This window comes from Nocardioides sp. GCM10023255 (genome assembly GCF_042653125.1).
GTDB lineage: Bacteria > Actinomycetota > Actinomycetes > Propionibacteriales > Nocardioidaceae > Nocardioides.
On record NZ_JBHSHU010000012.1, the window covers coordinates 118,084 to 135,600 of the forward strand.

The 17,517-nt window shown below is 71.9% G+C and carries 18 protein-coding genes and 2 tRNA genes; 7 read left to right on the forward strand and 13 right to left on the reverse strand.

What is annotated here, in order from left to right; all coding sequences use genetic code 11:
* Window positions 1–266 precede the first annotated feature (266 nt).
* Window positions 267–452: a 50S ribosomal protein L28 gene (rpmB, locus tag ACFO9I_RS19980; RefSeq protein ID WP_011756723.1), complete on the forward strand. Its 186-nt coding sequence runs from the start codon at window positions 267–269 to the stop codon at window positions 450–452.
* 88 nt (window positions 453–540) lie between these two features.
* Here rpmB and ACFO9I_RS19985 read toward each other — a convergent pair whose 3' ends face one another.
* Complete coding sequence (locus ACFO9I_RS19985; protein ID WP_379184101.1) at window positions 541–1,500, reverse strand: thiamine-phosphate kinase; 960 nt, start codon at window positions 1,498–1,500, stop codon at window positions 541–543.
* A 117-nt stretch (window positions 1,501–1,617) separates the two neighbouring features.
* Between ACFO9I_RS19985 and ACFO9I_RS19990 the strand changes: the two genes are divergently transcribed.
* Window positions 1,618–1,854 carry an Lrp/AsnC family transcriptional regulator gene (locus ACFO9I_RS19990; protein ID WP_284536751.1) on the forward strand — a complete coding sequence of 79 codons (237 nt, stop codon included), beginning with the start codon at window positions 1,618–1,620 and terminating at the stop codon, window positions 1,852–1,854.
* Window positions 1,855–2,361 carry a DUF3515 domain-containing protein gene (locus tag ACFO9I_RS19995; protein WP_379184103.1) on the forward strand — a complete coding sequence of 169 codons (507 nt, stop codon included), beginning with the start codon at window positions 1,855–1,857 and terminating at the stop codon, window positions 2,359–2,361.
* 1 nt (window position 2,362) lies between these two features.
* On the opposite strand, the gene ACFO9I_RS20000 is transcribed toward ACFO9I_RS19995, so the two are convergent.
* A complete protein-coding gene (locus ACFO9I_RS20000) occupies window positions 2,363–3,496 on the reverse strand; it encodes a D-alanine--D-alanine ligase family protein (protein WP_379184105.1) in 1,134 nt (377 codons plus the stop codon).
* Window positions 3,497–3,528: 32 nt separating this feature from the next.
* On the opposite strand from ACFO9I_RS20000, the gene ACFO9I_RS20005 reads away from it, so the two are divergent.
* A complete protein-coding gene (locus tag ACFO9I_RS20005) occupies window positions 3,529–4,650 on the forward strand; it encodes a trans-sulfuration enzyme family protein (RefSeq protein WP_379184107.1) in 1,122 nt (373 codons plus the stop codon).
* 37 nt (window positions 4,651–4,687) lie between these two features.
* Here ACFO9I_RS20005 and ACFO9I_RS20010 read toward each other — a convergent pair whose 3' ends face one another.
* Both ACFO9I_RS20010 and ACFO9I_RS20015 read right to left on the reverse strand, forming a co-directional pair.
* Window positions 4,688–5,710 carry an NAD(P)H-dependent glycerol-3-phosphate dehydrogenase gene (locus ACFO9I_RS20010; RefSeq protein ID WP_379184109.1) on the reverse strand — a complete coding sequence of 341 codons (1,023 nt, stop codon included), beginning with the start codon at window positions 5,708–5,710 and terminating at the stop codon, window positions 4,688–4,690.
* Entirely contained in the window at window positions 5,707–6,486 is a 780-nt protein-coding gene (locus ACFO9I_RS20015; protein WP_379184111.1) for a lysophospholipid acyltransferase family protein, read from the reverse strand. The genes ACFO9I_RS20010 and ACFO9I_RS20015 overlap by 4 nt, the downstream gene beginning before the upstream one ends.
* A gap of 140 nt (window positions 6,487–6,626) precedes the next feature.
* Between ACFO9I_RS20015 and cofC the strand changes: the two genes are divergently transcribed.
* Window positions 6,627–7,262, forward strand: a complete 636-nt coding sequence (gene cofC, locus ACFO9I_RS20020) for a 2-phospho-L-lactate guanylyltransferase (protein WP_379184113.1) — start codon at window positions 6,627–6,629, stop codon at window positions 7,260–7,262.
* Between the two features lie 45 nt (window positions 7,263–7,307).
* Here the strand turns inward: cofC and ACFO9I_RS20025 are convergent, their stop codons facing one another.
* The 3 genes from ACFO9I_RS20025 to leuC all read right to left on the reverse strand — a co-directional run bounded on the left by ACFO9I_RS20025 (window position 7,308) and on the right by leuC (window position 10,354).
* Entirely contained in the window at window positions 7,308–8,021 is a 714-nt protein-coding gene (locus ACFO9I_RS20025) for an HU family DNA-binding protein (RefSeq protein ID WP_379184115.1), read from the reverse strand.
* A gap of 313 nt (window positions 8,022–8,334) precedes the next feature.
* Complete coding sequence (leuD, locus tag ACFO9I_RS20030) at window positions 8,335–8,934, reverse strand: 3-isopropylmalate dehydratase small subunit (RefSeq protein WP_379184117.1); 600 nt, start codon at window positions 8,932–8,934, stop codon at window positions 8,335–8,337.
* 19 nt (window positions 8,935–8,953) lie between these two features.
* The gene (gene leuC / locus ACFO9I_RS20035) at window positions 8,954–10,354 is read right to left on the reverse strand and encodes a 3-isopropylmalate dehydratase large subunit (protein WP_379184119.1); all 1,401 of its coding nucleotides are present in this window, start codon (window positions 10,352–10,354) and stop codon (window positions 8,954–8,956) included.
* A gap of 129 nt (window positions 10,355–10,483) precedes the next feature.
* On the opposite strand from leuC, the gene ACFO9I_RS20040 reads away from it, so the two are divergent.
* Window positions 10,484–11,206, forward strand: coding sequence for an IclR family transcriptional regulator (locus tag ACFO9I_RS20040; protein WP_379184121.1), 723 nt, complete (start codon window positions 10,484–10,486; stop codon window positions 11,204–11,206).
* Window positions 11,207–11,388: 182 nt separating this feature from the next.
* Here ACFO9I_RS20040 and ACFO9I_RS20045 read toward each other — a convergent pair whose 3' ends face one another.
* Both ACFO9I_RS20045 and ACFO9I_RS20050 read right to left on the reverse strand, forming a co-directional pair.
* The gene (locus ACFO9I_RS20045; RefSeq protein WP_379184123.1) at window positions 11,389–11,874 is read right to left on the reverse strand and encodes a methylated-DNA--[protein]-cysteine S-methyltransferase; all 486 of its coding nucleotides are present in this window, start codon (window positions 11,872–11,874) and stop codon (window positions 11,389–11,391) included.
* 1 nt (window position 11,875) lies between these two features.
* A complete protein-coding gene (locus ACFO9I_RS20050) occupies window positions 11,876–13,399 on the reverse strand; it encodes a DNA-3-methyladenine glycosylase 2 family protein (protein ID WP_379184125.1) in 1,524 nt (507 codons plus the stop codon).
* 131 nt (window positions 13,400–13,530) lie between these two features.
* On the opposite strand from ACFO9I_RS20050, the gene ACFO9I_RS20055 reads away from it, so the two are divergent.
* Complete coding sequence (locus ACFO9I_RS20055) at window positions 13,531–14,640, forward strand: LCP family protein (protein ID WP_379184127.1); 1,110 nt, start codon at window positions 13,531–13,533, stop codon at window positions 14,638–14,640.
* 194 nt (window positions 14,641–14,834) lie between these two features.
* On the opposite strand, the gene ACFO9I_RS20060 is transcribed toward ACFO9I_RS20055, so the two are convergent.
* From ACFO9I_RS20060 to gltX, 4 genes are all read right to left on the reverse strand, one after another.
* Window positions 14,835–14,907: transfer RNA gene (locus ACFO9I_RS20060), tRNA-Glu, on the reverse strand.
* Between the two features lie 89 nt (window positions 14,908–14,996).
* Window positions 14,997–15,068, reverse strand: a tRNA-Gln gene (locus tag ACFO9I_RS20065).
* A 46-nt stretch (window positions 15,069–15,114) separates the two neighbouring features.
* A complete protein-coding gene (locus tag ACFO9I_RS20070) occupies window positions 15,115–16,071 on the reverse strand; it encodes a CPBP family intramembrane glutamic endopeptidase (protein ID WP_379184129.1) in 957 nt (318 codons plus the stop codon).
* 1 nt (window position 16,072) lies between these two features.
* Window positions 16,073–17,515: a glutamate--tRNA ligase gene (gene gltX / locus ACFO9I_RS20075; RefSeq protein ID WP_379184131.1), complete on the reverse strand. Its 1,443-nt coding sequence runs from the start codon at window positions 17,513–17,515 to the stop codon at window positions 16,073–16,075.
* Between the last annotated feature and the right edge of the window lie 2 nt (window positions 17,516–17,517).

Below are 17,517 nucleotides of genomic sequence, written 5' to 3' on the forward strand. Positions count from 1 at the left end.
CCTGTGACCCTGCCGTCCGACCTTGCCGTGCGACCCGAGCCCGTCGCCCGCTCCGGAGCGGTCACGGGTACGCCGGGTGAGGGCCACAGGATAGGGCGTGGCACCATGGAGTCGCTCCGCACCGCCCGCAGGACGTCGCGGGCGCGGGTCGCCCCAGCGGCGGCCCGTCACGATTCGCACCGGGCCGGGGGCATCGGATACTCTGGCTCGGTTGCCCGCTCGCTCGGGCCCATTTTCTGGTACCTCGATTTCTTCAGGAGTTCACGGTGGCTGCCGTCTGCGACATCTGCGCCAAGAAGCCTGGCTTCGGCAACAACCGGCCGTGGTCGCGCAAGATCACGAAGCGACGCTTCGACCCCAACATCCAGCGCGTGCGGGCGACCGTGAACGGCACCCCCAAGCGCCTCAACGTGTGCACCGGCTGCCTCAAGGCCGGCAAGGTCACGCGCTGACGCAACCACGAAGGCCCCCGAGAGCGCACCGCGCTCCCGGGGGCCTTCTGCGTGCGTGAGCAGGGGCCGGCTCGCCGCTCCTGCTGCGTCAGAAGTGCACCCAGCCGGTGGGGCCGTCGTACGCCGCACCGTCGACCGTGACCACCGGGCCGTCCTCGCCCGCCTCGGCGACCGAACCGACCACCGACCACCCCTCGGGCACCGAGCCCTCGGGGAAGGTGGCCAGCAGGGCGTGGTCGTCACCGCCCCCGAGGATGAACTGCAGCGGGTCCGCGCCCAGGGCGGCGCCCACGGCCTGCAGGGGGTCGGGCACCGCGAAGGCCGAGCGGCGCACGTCGATGGTCACCCCGGAGTCCGCGGCGATGTGCCCGGCGTCGGCGAGCAGCCCGTCGGAGACGTCGATCATGGCGGTGGCGCCGGCCTCGGCGGCGACCTGCCCCGCGGCGTACGGCGGCTCGGGGCGCCGGTAGGCCTCGACGAGCACCCGCGGTGAGCGGAACCCGCGGCCGAGCACCGCCAGTCCCCCGGCCGCCCAGCCCTGGCGTCCGCAGAGCGCGAGCACGTCCCCGGGCTCGGCCCCGGACCGCACCACGGGCGCCTGCGTGCACGCGCCGAGCACGGTCACCGCGATGACCAGCTGGTCGGACCGGGTCACGTCCCCTCCGACCACGCTGGCGCCGACGAGCGCGCACTCGTCGGCGAACCCGCGGGCGAAGTCGAGCGCCCACTGCACCGGCAGGTCCGCCGGGGCGGCCAGCCCGATGGTCAGCGAGGTCGCCCGGCCACCCATGGCGTTGACGTCGGAGAGGTTCTGCGCGGCGGCGCGGTGCCCGACGTCCTCCGCCGAGGCCCACTCGCGGCGGAAGTGGCGACCCTCGACCATGAGGTCGGTCGAGACCACCACGTGGCCCGTCCGCACGCGCAGGACGGCGGCGTCGTCACCGGGGCCGATCAGCACCTGCTCCCCCTGCTCGAAGACGTCGGTGAGGGCGCTGATGAGACCGAACTCGCCGGCGTCGGCGAGCGTGGCGTCGGGGGGAAGGGCCATGCGCTCATCCCACCAGATCCCACTCCACGGCCCGGACATGGGCGCACCTATCGACAGCCGCGGGTCGCACGGTAGGTTGACCGGCACACGATCCCCGCACCACACGAGGAGTCCACGATGGTCGTCCAGGCGTACATCCTGATCCAGACCGATGTCGGCAAGGCAGCCGAGGTCGCCTCAGCCATTGCCCAGGTCAAGGGGGTCACCCTCGCCGAGGACGTCACCGGCCCGTACGACGTGATCGTCCGCGCCGAGGCCCGCAACGTCGACGAGCTCGGCAAGCTGGTGGTCTCGAAGGTCCAGAACCTCGAGGGCATCACCCGCACCCTGACCTGCCCGGTCGTGCACATCTGAGTGCCTGACCGCACCGCACGTCGACGACGCCCCGGGTCCACCAGGACCCGGGGCGTCGTCGCGTCCTCCTGCCTGCTGCTGGTCGCGTGCAGCGCCGGTCCCCCGGAGATCGACAGCGGCGACCTGTCCGCCGCCGACGCCCGGACCTGCCGCGAGCTGGTGGCCGACCTCCCCGACACGCTGGTCGGACAGCAGTCGGTGGAGGTCAGCGGCGACAGCGCGTACGGCGCCGCCTGGGGCGACCCTCCGATCGTCCTGACCTGCGGCGTCGGACCCGCCGACCTCAGCGACCTCCCCGGCTGCTCCCAGGTCGACGGTGTCGGCTGGCTGGTGCCGCCCGACGAGACCGGGGGCGACCGGGACGCCACGTTCACCGCGGACGGCTACCGGCCGCGGGTGCGGCTGGAGGTGCCCCGCGACTACCTGCCCGAGAAGGCCGCGGCCGCGCTCGGCGAGCTGGCCGGCCCGGTCAAGCGACACCTGGAGCGCGTGGAGCGCTGCCTCTAGCTCAACGCAGGCCGGTGTCGCGCTGCAGGGCCAGCTGGATGAGCCGGTCCACCAGCGCGGGGTAGTCCAGCCCGCTGGCGGCCCACATCTGCGGGAACATCGAGGTGGGCGTGAAGCCGGGCATCGTGTTGATCTCGTTGACGACCAGCGAGCCGTCGGGCATCACGAAGAAGTCGACCCGGGCCAGGCCCTCGCACCCGACCGCGTCGAAGGCGCGGGCCGCCATGTCCCGCAGCGCGCCGGAGAGGTCGTCGGGCAGGTCGGCCGGGATGTCGATCTCGGTGTGCTCGCCGGGGAGGTACTTCGCGGCGAAGTCGTAGAACTCGTGGTCGCCGCCGACCCGCAGCTCGGCGGGGAGACTGGTCTCCGGCGTGCCGTCGAGCGCCTGGAGCACGCCGCACTCGACCTCACGGGCGCCGTCGGCCGAGACCTCGACGAGCACCTTCGGGTCGTGGCGCAGGGCCTCCTCGATCGCCTCGTCGATCTCGGAGGCGTCGTGGGCCTTGGAGATCCCGAAGCTCGAGCCGCCCCGGGCGGGCTTCACGAAGAGCGGGTACCCCAGCGCGGCCGCTCGCTCGCGGCACGCCTGCGGGTCCCGCGCCCACTCCCGCGCCGTGACCGTCACCGACGGCATGACCGGGAGGCCGGCCGACTGCAGGACCACCTTCATGTAGGCCTTGTCCATGCTCACCGCGGAGGCGAGCACGCCGGCGCCGACGTACCGCACCCCGGCCATCTCGAACATGCCCTGGATGGTGCCGTCCTCGCCCCACGGACCGTGCAGGAGCGGGAAGACCACGTCGACCTCGCCGAGCTTCTGCGGCGGCTGGGAGGGCTCGCTGACGACGAGGTCGGTGGAGCCGACCTGCTGGGCCAGCGCGACCGAGGACCCGGTCGGGTCGACCTCGGGCAGCTTGTCCGCGCTCTCGATGCGCAGCCGGTCGGGGTCGCCGGACTCGAGCACCCACCGGCCGTCCGTGGCGATGCCGACCGGCACCACGTCGTACTTCGTGCGGTCGATGGCCTGCAGCACGCTGCCGGCCGTCACGCACGAGATGCCGTGCTCGCTGGAGCGGCCGCCGAAGACGACGGCGACACGAGGCCTGTGCTGGGTGGCGGGGGTGGGCTCGTTCATCGCCCTGACACTATCCACCTAGGCTCGGGGCCATGTCCCAGGACTCGCCCGCCACCCCCCAGCCAGTGTCCGGCCCCACATCCGTGCCGCTCGACCCGTCGTGGAGGCCCTCGACGGTCGCGGTGACCGCCGGGCGGCCGGGGCACGCCCCCGACCAGCCGCTCAACGAGCCGCTCGTGATGGCCTCGACGTACGTCGCCGGCGGCGACCTGGAGTACGGCCGTTACGGCAACCCGACGTGGACCGCGTTCGAGGAGGCGCTCGGCGCCCTCGAGGGTGGGCGGTGCCTGACCTTCGCCTCGGGTCTCGCCGCGGTCGCCACGGTGCTCGACCTCGTCGGGAACGACGCCAAGGTGGTCGCACCGCGGCACGCCTACAACGGAACCGTCCTGCAGCTCGGCGACCTCGAGTCGCGGGGACGCCTGCGGACCGAGCTGGTCGACATCACCGACACCGACGCGGTCGCGGCCGCCTGCGAGGACGCGGCCCTGGTCTGGCTGGAGTCCCCGACCAACCCGGCGCTGGAGGTCGCCGACATCGAGACGATCCGCAAGGCGGCGCACGACGCCGGGGCCTACGTCGTCGTCGACAACACCTTCGCCACTCCCCTGCTGCAGAAGCCGCTGGACCTCGAGGTCGACCTCGTCGTCCACTCCGCCACCAAGTACCTCGCCGGCCACAGCGACGTCCTGATGGGGGCGGTGGTCACCCGCGACGAGGAGCTGTACGCCGTGCTGAAGGGGCGGCGCGACCTGCTCGGCGCCGTGCCGGGCACGCTCGAGTCGTGGCTGGCCCTGCGCGGGCTGCGCACCCTCCACCTGCGCGTGGAGCGGGCCCAGGCCAACGCCCAGGAGCTGGTGCGGCGGCTCTCCGCGCACCCGGCGGTGGGCGAGGTCCGCTACCCGGGGTTCGGCGGCATCGTGTCGATCGTGCTGGCGCAGGGGGCCATGGCTGCGGACCTGCTGACCCGCAAGACCAAGCTCTGGGTGCACGCGACCTCGCTCGGTGGCGTGGAGTCGACCTTCGAGCGGCGGCGCCGCTGGAAGTCAGAGCCCGCGACGATCCCCGACGGCCTGGTCCGGCTGTCGGTGGGCATCGAGGACGTCGACGACCTCTGGGACGACCTGGCGCGGGCGCTCGACACCCTGGTGTGATCGCGGCACGCTCGCTGCTCGCGCGCCGCCGCCCTGCTCAGTCCGTCTCCGCCTTGGTGTCGCGGGCGATGAAGGCGTCCATCATCTCGTTGGCCGTCATCCGCCCCGCCACCACGGCGTCCACGTGCTCGGCGATCGGCGCGTCGATGCCGGTCCGCCGGGCCAGGGCCAGCAGCGAGGAGCAGGACTTCGCGCCCTCGGCGACCTGCCGGGTGGAGGCGTAGATCTCCTCGGTGGTCATGCCCTGGCCGAGCTTCTCGCCGAAGCTGCGGTTGCGCGAGAGCGGTGAGGAGCAGGTGGCGACCAGGTCGCCGAGGCCGGCCAGGCCCATCAGCGTGAGTGGATTGGCGCCGAGGGCGGTGGCGAGGCGAGCCGTCTCCGCGAGCCCGCGGGTGATCACCGACGCCGTCGTGTTGTCGCCGAAGCCCAGGCCCACCGCCATGCCGACGGCGAGGCCCACGACGTTCTTGTAGGCGCCTCCGAGCTCGCAGCCGAGGACGTCGGTGCTGGTGTAGGGACGGAAGGCGGGCGAGTGGATGCGGTGCTGGATCAGCTTCGCCACCGACTCGTCCTCGCAGGCGACCACGGAGGCGGCCGGCTCGCGTCGGGCGATCTCCGGGGAGAGGTTCGGGCCGCTGACGACGGCGATCCGCTCCGGGCCGGCACCGGTGATCTGCGCGATGACCTCGCTCATCCGCTCCAGCGTGCCGAGCTCGACGCCCTTCATCAGGGAGACGATCACGGCGTCCCGCTCGATGTACGGCGCCCACTCGGTCAGGCTCCCACGCAGGGACTGCGAGGGGGTCGCGAGCACCACGATGTCGGCGCCGTGCAGGGCCTTCTCGACGTCCGAGGTGGCCGAGACCGTCCGCGGCAGCTCGATGCCGGGCTGGTAGTCGGGGTTCTCGTGGCCGTCGTTGATCGCGCGCGCCAGCTCCTCGCGACGGGACCACAGGACGACCTCGTTGCCGGCGTCGGCCAGCACGATGGAGAACGCCGTGCCCCACGACCCGGCGGTGAACACGGCGACCTTGCCATGCTTCGTCGGCTCGTGGTTCATGGGCGCTCCTTCTTCCGGGACTTCTTCTCGGGCTTGTTCGGGTTGCCGGTCTGGCGCACGCCGGCCTTGCGCATGTCGAACCGCTCGGCGGGTGCCTGCTCGCCGCGGATGTCCTCGACCAGCGAGGTGATCGCGGCCATGATCCGCTCGGTCGCCTGGTGGGTGACCGCGGGCGAGGGCGGCAGCGCGAGCAGGTCGGCGAGGTCGACCGGGTCGCCGACCTTCATGGTGATCCGCTTGCGCGGGAACAGGTCGGGCTTCCTGGCGTAGGGAGCCAGCAGGTCCTGGGCGCCCCACTGCCCCACGGGGATCACCGGGCATCCGGTGGCCAGCGCGATCCGTGCCGCGCCCGACTTTCCGGTCATGGGCCACATGCCGGGGTCGCGGGTGATCGTGCCCTCGGGGTAGACGACGACGCACTCGCCGTCCTGCACCGCGCGCACGGCGGCGTCGTACGCGCCGACGGCGTTGCGGCTGAGCCGCTCGACCGGGATCTGCCCTGCGGCCGAGAGGAAGTACGCGAGCGCCTTGTTCCTGAACAGGCCGGACTTCGCGAGGTAGCGCGGGAGTCTGCCGTGGTCGTAGACGATGTGCGCAGCGGTCAGCGGGTCGATGTGGGAGATGTGGTTGAGCACGAGGATGAAGCCGCCGGTCTCGGGGATCTTCTCCCCGTCGATCCACTCGTGCTTCGTCGTCGCGAGCAGCGCGGGCTTGACGATGGGCACGGCGATGTTGAACGCCCATCCACGCCGCTGCTGCAGCTTGCGAACCTTCACGTGCGTCCCTGTCCTCACTCCGGCCCCACGGCCGTGGCGCTCTCTACGTGGAGTGCAGGCTACTCGGTCGTAGCCGTCGGGTGCCTCGCCACGACACACCGGCGCGACCGCTCTCAGGACGGCCTGACAGGATCGTCACGATGACTTCTCCGCAGTACGTCGTGCTGGTCCCGGTCAAGCCACCGGCCCACGGCAAGTCCCGGCTCGCGGGCGCCTCCGACGAGCGCCGCCGCGAGCTCGCGGCCGCGTTCGCCCTCGACACCGTGTCCGCGTGCCTCGCCGCCGACCGCGTCCACGCGGTGCTGGCCGTCACCGACGATGCTCCGTTCGCCGCTCGACTGGCCGCCCTCGGCTGCTCGTCCATCCCGGACGGCGTCACCGGCGACCTCAACGCCACCCTGGGCCAGGCGGCAGCCGAGGTGGACCGGCGCTGGCCGGGGCTCGTTCCGGTCGCGGTCTGCGCGGACCTGCCGGCGCTGCGTCCCGAGGAGCTCGACGACGTGCTGGGCCGGGTGCCGGCGGACACCGCGGCGTTCGTGGCCGACCAGGAGGGCGTCGGCACCACGCTGTACGCCGCGCCGTACGCCCTGTTCGCGCCGCGGTTCGGTCCGGGGTCCCGCTTCGCGCACCTGGGCACGGGCGCGCTCGAGATCGAGGGTGCGCTCCCGACCCTGCGCCGTGACGTCGACGACCTCGACGACCTTCGCGGGGCCCTGGCACTCGGGGTCGGCCGCCACACGGCCGCGGTCACTGCGTCGGCGCCCGAAATGCAGTGATGGTGGGCCTCCCGGAGGAGGCCCACCATCAGGCGCCGCAGCTGGTCAGGACTTCTTGGCTGCGGTCTTCTTCGCTGCGGACTTCTTCGCGGGCGCCTTCTTGGCCGGCGCCTTCTTGGCCGGCGCCGCCTTGGCGGTGCTGGTCTTCTTGGCCGGGGTCGACTTCTTGGCCGGCGCCGACTTCGCGGTGCTGGTCTTCTTGGCTGCCGCGGACTTGGTCGCCGTGGCGGTCTTCTTGGCGGGCGCCTTCTTCGCCGGCGCCGCCTTGGCGGTGGTCGTCTTCTTGGTGGGCGTCGACTTGGCAGCCGTCTTCTTGGCCGGCGCCGACTTCGCGGTGCTGGTCTTCTTGGCGGCCGTCGACTTGGCAGCCGTCTTCTTGGCCGGCGCCGCCTTCTTGGCAGCGGACGCCGCGGCCTTCGCGGGAGCCGCAGCCTTCTTGGCCGCGGTGCCCGAGGCCGCCAGGGTCAGCTTGGGCAGCTTCTTGGCGCCGGAGACGACGTTCTTGAGGTCCTGGCCGGGGCTGAACTTGGGGACCGCCGTCTTCTTCGCCTTGATCCGCTGGCCGGTCTGCGGGTTGCGGACCCAGCGCGCCTCGCGGATGCGCTTCTCGAAGGAGCCGAACCCGGTGATCGCGACCTTCTCGCCCTTGGCGACCTCGCGAGTGATCGTGTCCAGCACGGAATCGAGCGCGTGCGCGGCAGCCTTCCGGTTCCCCTCGTACCGCTGGGCCAGCGCGTCGATGAGCTGAGTTTTGTTCACTAGCTTCCCTTCCAATGAACTGTGGGCCGAGCCCGTGCTCGACTTTCTTCAACGCACGCTAGGTATTCGTGGCCTTTGCCACAATCACCACGCCGACTATTTGGCGTTCTTTTTTCGCGGCCGTCCAGACCGATATCCCGCATGGAATCAGGGAATCGCCGTCGATTCGCGTCGTCGCGTGAAAGACGAAGTGCCCGAATCCCCAGTCCTGCTTGGGGATTCGGGCACCTCGAGGTCGGGTCAGTCAGGGACAGATGCGAGCAGTCCCCCGGCAAGGCGTCGTCACGGGCCGGCTCCCGCCCGAGGCCGAATGTCAGAGCGTGGCGGGCTTCCAGGCCGGGCGGGAGGACTCGTACGACGCGATGTCCGCCTCGTGGCCGAGGGTGATGCCGACGTCGTCGAGGCCCTCGAGCAGGCGCCAGCGGGTGTAGTCGTCGATGTCGAAGGAGTCCTCGATCGCGTCGGGGCCCTCCCCCGCGCGGACGGTGCGGGACTCGAGGTCCACGGTCACCGTGGCACCCGGGCTCTCCTCCAGGAGGTCCCAGAGCCGCTGCACGACCTTCTCGTCGACCTTGGCCGCGACCAGGCCCGCCTTGCCGGCGTTGCCGCGGAAGATGTCGCCGAACCTCGGCGAGACGACGGCCTTGAACCCGTAGTTCTGCAGGGCCCAGACGGCATGCTCGCGCGACGAGCCCGTGCCGAAGTCGGGGCCCGCCACGAGCACCGAGCCGCCGGCGTACGCCGGGTTGTTGAGCACGAAGGACTCGTCGTTGCGCCAAGCCGCGAAGAGGCCGTCCTCGAAGCCGGTGCGGGTCACGCGCTTGAGGTAGACCGCCGGGATGATCTGGTCGGTGTCGACGTTGCTGCGGCGCAGCGGGACGCCGACGCCGGTGTGGCTGGTGAACTTCTCCATCGGATGTCCTTCGGTGGTCTCAGTCGAGGTCGGCGGGCGAGGAGAGGGTGCCGCGGATGGCGGTGGCGGCGGCGACCGGCACCGACACCAGGTGAGTGCGGCCGCCCTTGCCCTGCCGCCCCTCGAAGTTGCGGTTGGAGGTCGACGCACTGCGCTCACCGGGCTGGAGCTGGTCGGGGTTCATGCCCAGGCACATCGAGCATCCGGCCCCGCGCCACTCGGCGCCCGCCTCCTTGAAGATGACGTCGAGCCCCTCCTGCTCGGCCTGGAGGCGGACCCGGACCGAGCCGGGCACCACGAGCAGCCGGGTGTCCTTGTCGACCTTGCGGCCCTCGACGATGGCCGCGGCCGCGCGCAGGTCCTCGATGCGGCCGTTGGTGCACGACCCGACGAAGACGGTGTCGACCTTGACGTCACGCATCGGCGTGCCGGCCTCGAGGCCCATGTACTGCAGGGCCTTCTCCGCGGCGATGCGGTCCTGGGCGTCCTCGAAGTCCGACGGGTCCGGCACGCTGGCTCCCAGCGGGACGCCCTGCCCGGGGTTGGTGCCCCACGTGACGAACGGGGTCATCGTGCCCGCGTCGAGGACGATCTCCTCGTCGAACTGCGCGTCCGCGTCGGTGACCAGCGTCCTCCAGTGCTCGACCGCGGCGTCCCAGTCCGCGCCCTTCGGCGCCTCGGGACGACCCTCGATGTAGTCGAACGTCGTCTGGTCGGGAGCGATGAGGCCGGCCTTGGCGCCCCACTCGATGCTCATGTTGCACACGGTCATCCGGGCCTCCATCGAGAGCTCCTCGATGGCCTGGCCGCGGTACTCCACGATGTAGCCCTGGCCGCCGCCGGTGCCGGTGTGCGCGATCAGGGTGAGGACGAGGTCCTTGGCGGTGACACCCTCGGGCAGGCTGCCGTTGACGGTGACCGCCATGGTCTTCGGCTTGGCCTGCGGCAGCGTCTGGGTCGCGAGCACGTGCTCGACCTCCGACGTACCGATGCCGAAGGCGATGGCGCCGAAGGCGCCGTGGGTGCTGGTGTGGCTGTCGCCGCAGACGATCGTCATGCCCGGCTGGGTCAGCCCCAGCTGCGGGCCGACGACGTGCACGATGCCCTGCTCGATGTCGCCGAGCGGGTGCAACCGCACCCCGAACTCCTCGCAGTTCTTGCGCAGCGTCTCCACCTGGGTGCGGGAGACCGGGTCGGCGATCGGCTTGTCCCAGTCCACCGTGGGCACGTTGTGGTCCTCGGTGGCCAGGGTCAGGTCCGGGCGGCGAACGGTCCGGCCGGCGAGACGCAGGCCGTCGAACGCCTGCGGGGAGGTGACCTCGTGCAGGAGGTGGAGATCGATGTAGAGGAGGTCCGGCTCTCCGTCGGCGGTCCGGACGACGTGCTCGTCCCAGACCTTCTCGGCCAGGGTCTTGCCCATGACTGTCTCCCTCTTGCTCGTTCGTCTTCTCTGTTCACCTCGGCGGTCGACCCGGTGGGGACCACGCTCTCGAGGACGTCACACAGGCTACCGCTTGCATCCCATGATCTGAGACGGCAGTATTGCCATATGGACAACTCTAGCGGAGTCGGCGTCCTCGACAAGGCCGCCCTCGTGCTCACCGCCCTCGAGTCCGGCCCGGCGACCCTGGCCGGCCTCGTCGCCGGCACCGGCCTCGCCCGCCCGACGGCCCACCGGCTGGCCGTGGCGCTCGAGCACCACCGTCTGGTCGCCCGGGACATGCAGGGCCGCTTCGTGCTCGGCCCCCGGCTCGCCGAGCTCTCGGCCGCCGCCGGCGAGGACCGGCTGCTCGCGACGGCCGGGCCGGTGCTGGCCCGGCTGCGCGACATCACCGGGGAGTCGGCGCAGCTGTGGCGCCGCCAGGGCGAGCACCGGGTCTGCGTGGCCGCCGCCGAGCGGCCCAGCGGCCTGCGCGACACCATCCCGGTGGGCTCGCAGCTCACGATGCGGGCGGGCTCCGCCGCGCAGGTCCTGCTCGCCTGGGAGGACCCCGAGCGGATGCATCGCGGGCTCCAGAACGCCGCGTTCTCCGCCGCCGCCCTCTCCGGCATCCGCCGTCGCGGCTGGGCCCAGTCGGTGGGCGAGCGCGAGCAGGGCGTGGCCTCGGTCTCCGCCCCCGTCCGCTCCCCCAGCGGCAAGATCATCGCCGCCGTCTCGGTGTCCGGGCCGCTCGAGCGGCTCTCCCGCCAGCCCGGCCGCATGCACGCCCCCGCCGTCCTCGCCGCGGCCGAGCGGCTCTCGGAGTCCCTGCGCCGGGCCGCCGCCGAGTAGTCGAGTCGGCGCAACTGCCGCCGCGAACGACGTCGAGTCGGCGCAACTGCCGCCCCGAACGACGTCGAGTCGGCGCAAGTGCGTCGCGTTGCTCACGAGCTTGCGCCGACTCGAGCTCTATTGCCGGCGAGCTTGCGCCGACTCGAGCACTTTTTCCGGCGAGCTTGCGCCGACTCGACCCTTCAGAAGAGGGCGTGGGCGGCCTGCTCGAGCTCGAGGAGCGTCTGCTTGCGCTCGAGCCCGCCGGCGTAGCCGGTGAGGGTGCCGTCGGCGCCCACGACGCGGTGGCACGGAACCACGATCGGGATCGGGTTGCGGCCGTTGGCCAGGCCCACCGCCCGGGAGCCGTGGCCGGTGAGGCCGAGGCGCAGGGCGATCTGGCCGTACGTCGCGGTCTCGCCGTACCCGATCGTGCGCAGCTGCTCCCAGACCCTCTGCTGGAAGGCCGTGCCCACCGGCGCGAGCGGAAGGTCGAACTCCTTGAGGTCGCGGTCGAAGTAGGCGCGCAGCTGGCGCACCGCCTCCACGAGCACGGGGAGGCTGTCGTCGCGCTCCCCCCGCGGCCGCGTGCCGCCGTCCTCGAACGGCGAGAACTCGATCGCGGAGATCGCGCCGTCGGTCTCGATGATGCGCAGCTCGCCCACGGGGCTCTCGGTCACGGTCCACATGTCAGTCCTCCTCGTTCTCGGGTCCCGATGCCGCCGACACGGGCGGCATCAGGGTGTTCCACAGGTGCATCAGGGCGTAGGAGCGCCACGGGCGCCAGTCGTCCTGTCGGGCGACGGCGGCGGCCGGGTCGTGCCCGAGGCCCGTCAGCGCATTGCGCACGCCCACGTCGGTGGGCAGGAAGACGTCGGGGTGCGCCAGGGCGCGCAACGCGACGTAGTCGGCCGTCCACGGCCCGATGCCGGGCAGCTCCAGCAGCGCGGCCCGGACGCCGTCCCGGTCAGGGCCGCGGTCCAGGGCGACCTGGCCGGACGCGAGCGACCGTGCCAGGCCGACCAGCGCTCTCCCCCGCGCCCGCGGCATGGGCAGTGACTCCGGATCCACGTCGGCCAGGGCCTCGGGGGTCGGGAACAGGTGGCTGAGGCCGGGGATCGAGCTCTGCACGGGCCGGCCGTGCTCGGCGACGAGACGACCGGTCACCGTGCAGGCCCCGACGACGCTGACCTGCTGGCCGATCACGGTGCGGATGGCGACCTCGTCCCCGTCGACCTGGCCGGGCACGCGCAGACCGGGCTGCCGTCGCACCAGCGGCCCGATGACCGGGTCGCCGGCGAAGTGCTGGTCCACCGCGAGCGGGTCGCAGTCGGCGTCCACGAGGCGCCGGGTCCGCTCGACCGCGGCCGCGGTGTCGCGCAGGTCGTGCAGCTCGAACGTCGCGGCCACGAAGGCGGTCTGGCCCTCCTCCAGGGCGTCACCGACGTCCAGCCGCACGGTGCCCGGCCCGTGCGGCAGGTCCAGGGTGCGGGCGTACCAACCGTCGCCGGCGACCTCCACGCCCGGCACCAGGTGGTAGGCCAGGAAGTCCAGCAGCGCCCGGCCTGCGAAGGGCGTTCGTACGGCGAGCCGCATCGTGACCGTGCCCGTGGCCGGACGCCCGCCCCGGCGGCCGCGCAGCTCGGTCGGCGAGGCGGCGTACACCTCGCGCAGGGTGTCGTTGAACTGCCGCACGCTGGAGAACCCGGCCGCGAACGCGACGTCGGCGTAGGTCAGCTCCGTGGTCTCGATGAGCACGCGAGCGGTCTGGGCGCGACGCGCCCGCGCGAGCGCGAGGGGTCCGGCGCCGAGCTCGGCGGCGAGGATCCGGCTGAGGTGACGGGGGGTGTAGCCGACCCGGCGAGCGAGCCCGTCCACGCCCTCGCGGTCGACGACCCCGTCGGCGATCAGCCGCATCGCCCGGCCGGCCGCGGTCGCGGCGACGTCCCAGTCCGGGCTGCCCGGCGTCGCGTCGGGCAGGCAGCGCTTGCAGGCGCGGTAGCCCGCCGCCTGGGCCGAGGCGGCGCTCGGGTGGAAGGTGACGTTGGCGAACGCCGGGGTGCGCGCGGGACATGACGGACGGCAGTAGATGCCGGTGGTGCGGACGGCGGTGTAGAAGACACCGTCGAAGCGGCGGTCCCGCGACTTCACGGCCCGGTAGCAGGACTCTCGGTCGAGTCCTGCAGCCGAAGTGGTGCTGGGGGCGGTGTCCATGCGTCCATCATCACCCACGCCACCGACCGGTTCTGGCGGGAATCGGACACGGCCTGTGCCGGCGGTGCAACACTGAGCGCCCGGATCTCGTCATAGTCTCCGAGACCTCACCCGCGGACCGAAGGACGACGATGCCCGCAGCCACCGATCGGCGTCACCGCTCGCGCGTGCTGCGCGTCATCCTCGTCGCGGAGCTGGTGGTCGCGCTGGTCACCGGCGTGGGCGTGGTCCTGGCCTACCGGCACCTCGACGCCAACATCACGGCCGGCCCGGCCATCAAGCACCACAACACCAAGTTGCCCAAGGCCGCCGACCAGCCGCACGAGCCGCTCAACATCCTGATCATGGGCAACGACACCCGCGACTGCGCGGGCTGCCACGTCGACGGCGAGACGGGCGGCGGGGTCTCGGACACCACGATCCTGCTCCACGTCGCGGCCGACCGGAAGTCGGCGTACGGCATCTCGGTCCCCCGCGACCTCCTCGTCGACCGCCCGGACTGCACGGTCGACGGAAAGGTCGTGCCGGGCGGGAAGGACGTGCTCTGGAACGACGCCTTCGCCCGCGGCGGCCCGGAGTGCACGGTCGAGCAGTTCGAGTCGGTGTTCGCCCCGGTGTACGTCGACGAGTACCTGACGATCGACTTCGCCGGCTTCAAGGACATGGTCGACGCGATCCACGGTGTGGACGTCTGCATCCCGGAGCCGCTCGACGACCCGACGTACCTCCACGTCCACTTCGACGCCGGCGCCGACGTCCATCTCGACGGTCGGCAGGCCCTCAGCTACGTGCGGTTGCGCCACGTCCTCAGCGGCACCGACATCGGCCGGATGAAGCGTCAGCAGTCCTTCATCGCCGCGATGACCAACAAGGTCCTCTCCGCCGACACCCTGACCCGGCCCGACCGCCTGCTCGGCTTCGCTAACGCACTCACCAGCTCGCTCCAGGCCAGCCCCGACCTGGCCAGCGCCAGCGCGCTCGTCGACCTCGCGGGGCAGCTCAAGGACGCCGATCCGACGCACATCAAGTTCGTCACCATGCCGAACTTCCTCTACGCCCCGGGGACGGCCGGCTACCCGCACGTGGGCCTCGACCCGTCGTACGAGAAGCTCATCCAGCACGTGCACGACGACGCCCCGCTGGGCTCGTTCGTGCGCGACTCGCTGTCGGCCGACGGCCCGAAGAGGCACGCCTCCAGGGCCCAGCGCGACGCAGCCGCGGAGGCGGGGATCTGCGCCTGAGTCGCGAGCGTCACACCGTCGCTGCGGCCGGGCGCGGTCACCGATGCAAGAAGGCCCGGTCCTGGTGGACCGGGCCTTCTCTGTTGCGCACCCCCGACCGGATTCGAACCGGCGCTACCGCCTTGCCACGCTGCGCGGCGTGCCAGCACGCAACAGGCCCCCAGCCCGGAGGGCTGGGGGCCTGTTCTGGCTTGTACCCCCGACCGGATTCGAACCGGCGCTACCGCCTTGAGAGGGCGGCGTGCTAGGCCGCTACACAACGGGGGCTTGCCTTGCTGCTCTTCTCGAGCAGCGGGTGAAACCTTAGCGAAACCGCCGGTTTCACACCAAATCCCGGCCGGCTGACCGGGACTTCGCTGGGATACTAGGACTCGAACCTAGACTAACTGAACCAGAATCAGTCGTGCTGCCAATTACACCATATCCCATTGACTTTGGCTGGTTCGGATCACCGCCCCGAGCCGAGAAGGAACCTTACACGCGACCTCTCGGGGCCGCCAAAACGGCCTCGCGCGACGTCGTTTCCAGGCCCGTGCGGCGGGCCACGAGCAGCGCCAGGCCGAGGTAGACCAGCGACTGGGTGAGGGTCACCGGCAGGGTCCACCAGCTCCCTCCCGTGGGGTTCAGGGTCGACCCCATGTCGCCGAACGCGAGGGCGAGGCCGAAGGCCAGCCAGTTGTTCAGCACGTGCATCGCGATGCCGGCCTCGAGGCCCCCGGTGAGGACCACGAGCGTGCCGGCGACCACGCCGAACGCGAAGCGGTCGAAGAACACCGGCGCGCTCTGGGCGCCGTGCGCCAGCGCGAACAGGACGGCCGGGCCCACGACCGCCGCCCACCGGCTGCGGAACAGGCCGCCGAACGCCTGGGTCAGGTAGCCGCGGAAGGCGTACTCCTCCCCGGCGGCCTGCAACGGCGTGAGCAGCAGCACGACCAGCAGGAAGTCGCGCGTGGTGCTGGTGAAGTCGTTGACCGAGGCACTGACCTGCGGGTCGCTGGACGACGACGGCACCATCGCCGAGACCATCAGCGTCGCGATCAGCGAGAGGACGGCCAGCCCCAGGCAGGTCGCGAACCAGCGCCAGCGGATCCGCGGCCGGACCGACGCCAGCCAGCGCGGCAGGATGCCGTGCACGAGCCGGACGACCGCCCAAGTGACCGGGATCGCCGCAGCGAGCACCAGGTTGAGGTAGGCCAGCCCCAGGGGCGTCGGGTCCTCCAGGTCGACCAGCCGTTGCAGGCTGTCGCCGACGTCACGCCCGGCGACGGCGTACCCCAGGGCGAAGAGCACCTGGAGCAGCAGCGGCACCACGCCCAGCATCACCACCACGAACCCGACCGTCCCCACCACCGGGCGCCACCAGCCGGGCCGGCCGCCGCGCTGGACGAGGTGGTAGGGCAGCCCCTCCTCGGGGACGGACGGGCCGCTCATGTCAGGCCAGGGCGCTGCGCAGTCGACCGAGCCCGCGCTCGCGGCCCAGCAGCTCCAGCGACTCGAAGAGCGGCGGCGAGACCCGGCGACCGGTGACGGCCACCCGGACCGGCCCGAACGCGACGCGCGGCTTGAGCCCCATCTCCTCGACCAGCGTGGCCTGGAGGGCCTCCTGGATCGCCGCCGCCGACCACTCGTGCAGACCGGCGAGGGCGTCGTACGACGCCTGGACGACCTGCTTGCCCTGCTCGTCGAGCACCTTGGCCACGTCGGCCTCGTCGCGCGTGAACGACTCCTCGTCGGCGAACAGGAAGCCGAGCATGTCGACGGCCTCGGTGAGCTTGTTGATCCGCTCGGCGACCAGGGGCATGGCCAGGTCGAGCAGCTGCCGGTCCGCGAGGTTCCTGGGGTCCATGACCCCGGCCGCCTCGAGGAACGGCAACACCCGCTCGGTCATCTCCTCGACCGACAGCATCCGCATGTGCGCGGCGTTGATCGCCTCGGCCTTCTTCAGGTCGAAGCGCGCCGGGTTGGGGTTGACGTCGCCGATCTCGAACGCCTCGACCATCTCGTCGAGCGTGAAGATGTCGCGGTCGCCCGAGATCGACCAGCCCAGCAGCGCGAGGTAGTTGAGCAGCCCCTCGGGCAGGAAGCCCTGGTCGCGGTAGGCCATCAGGTGGGCCTGCGGGTCGCGCTTGGAGAGCTTCTTGTTGCCCTCGCCCATGACGTAGGGCAGGTGGCCGACGCGCGGCACCGTTCCGTTGCCGACGCCGATCTGGTTCAGCGCGTCGTAGAGGGCCAGCTGCCGCGGCGTCGAGCTGAGGAGGTCCTCGCCGCGCAGGACGTGGGTGATCTCCATCATCAGGTCGTCCACCGGGGCGACCAGCGTGTAGAGCGGGGCCCCGCTGGCCCGGCACAGCGCGAAGTCGGGGACGAACTCGGTCTGGAAGGTGATCTCGCCCCGGACCAGGTCGTCGAAGGTGATCTCGCCCTCGGGCATCCGGAAGCGCACGATCGGCTCGCGGTGCTCGGCCCGGAAGGCCTCGACCTGCTCGTCGCTCAGCTCGCGGCAGAAGCCGTCGTACCCCATCACCTTGGAGCCGGACGCCTTGCGGCGCGCCTCGACCTCCTCGGTGGTGCAGTAGCAGTCGTAGGTGAACCGGCTCTCGCGCAGCCGCGCCAGCACGTCGGTGTAGATCTCCGAGCGCTCGGACTGGCGGTACGGCGCGAACGGGCCGCCCTTGAGCGGCCCCTCGTCCCAGTCGAGGCCCAGCCACTGCAGCACCTCGATGAGGCCCTCGTAGGACTCCTCGGTGTTGCGGGCGGCGTCGGTGTCCTCGATGCGGAACACGAACGTGCCACCGTGGTGGCGGGCGAAGGCCCAGTTGTACAGGGCCGTCCGGGCGAGCCCGACGTGCGGGCTGCCGGTCGGGGACGGAGCCATCC

Coding starts and splice junctions, on each gene's coding strand:
- ACFO9I_RS19985 (WP_379184101.1), bottom strand. CDS start 1,500: ATGGCCCTTCCCCCCGACGCCACGCTCGCCGACGCCGGCGAGTTCGGT.
- ACFO9I_RS19990 (WP_284536751.1), top strand. CDS start 1,618: ATGGTCGTCCAGGCGTACATCCTGATCCAGACCGATGTCGGCAAGGCA.
- ACFO9I_RS20000 (WP_379184105.1), bottom strand. CDS start 3,496: ATGAACGAGCCCACCCCCGCCACCCAGCACAGGCCTCGTGTCGCCGTC.
- ACFO9I_RS20005 (WP_379184107.1), top strand. CDS start 3,529: ATGTCCCAGGACTCGCCCGCCACCCCCCAGCCAGTGTCCGGCCCCACA.
- ACFO9I_RS20010 (WP_379184109.1), bottom strand. CDS start 5,710: ATGAACCACGAGCCGACGAAGCATGGCAAGGTCGCCGTGTTCACCGCC.
- cofC (WP_379184113.1), top strand. CDS start 6,627: ATGACTTCTCCGCAGTACGTCGTGCTGGTCCCGGTCAAGCCACCGGCC.
- leuD (WP_379184117.1), bottom strand. CDS start 8,934: ATGGAGAAGTTCACCAGCCACACCGGCGTCGGCGTCCCGCTGCGCCGC.
- leuC (WP_379184119.1), bottom strand. CDS start 10,354: ATGGGCAAGACCCTGGCCGAGAAGGTCTGGGACGAGCACGTCGTCCGG.
- ACFO9I_RS20040 (WP_379184121.1), top strand. CDS start 10,484: ATGGACAACTCTAGCGGAGTCGGCGTCCTCGACAAGGCCGCCCTCGTG.
- ACFO9I_RS20045 (WP_379184123.1), bottom strand. CDS start 11,874: ATGTGGACCGTGACCGAGAGCCCCGTGGGCGAGCTGCGCATCATCGAG.
- ACFO9I_RS20050 (WP_379184125.1), bottom strand. CDS start 13,399: ATGGACACCGCCCCCAGCACCACTTCGGCTGCAGGACTCGACCGAGAG.
- ACFO9I_RS20055 (WP_379184127.1), top strand. CDS start 13,531: ATGCCCGCAGCCACCGATCGGCGTCACCGCTCGCGCGTGCTGCGCGTC.
- ACFO9I_RS20070 (WP_379184129.1), bottom strand. CDS start 16,071: ATGAGCGGCCCGTCCGTCCCCGAGGAGGGGCTGCCCTACCACCTCGTC.
- gltX (WP_379184131.1), bottom strand. CDS start 17,515: ATGGCTCCGTCCCCGACCGGCAGCCCGCACGTCGGGCTCGCCCGGACG.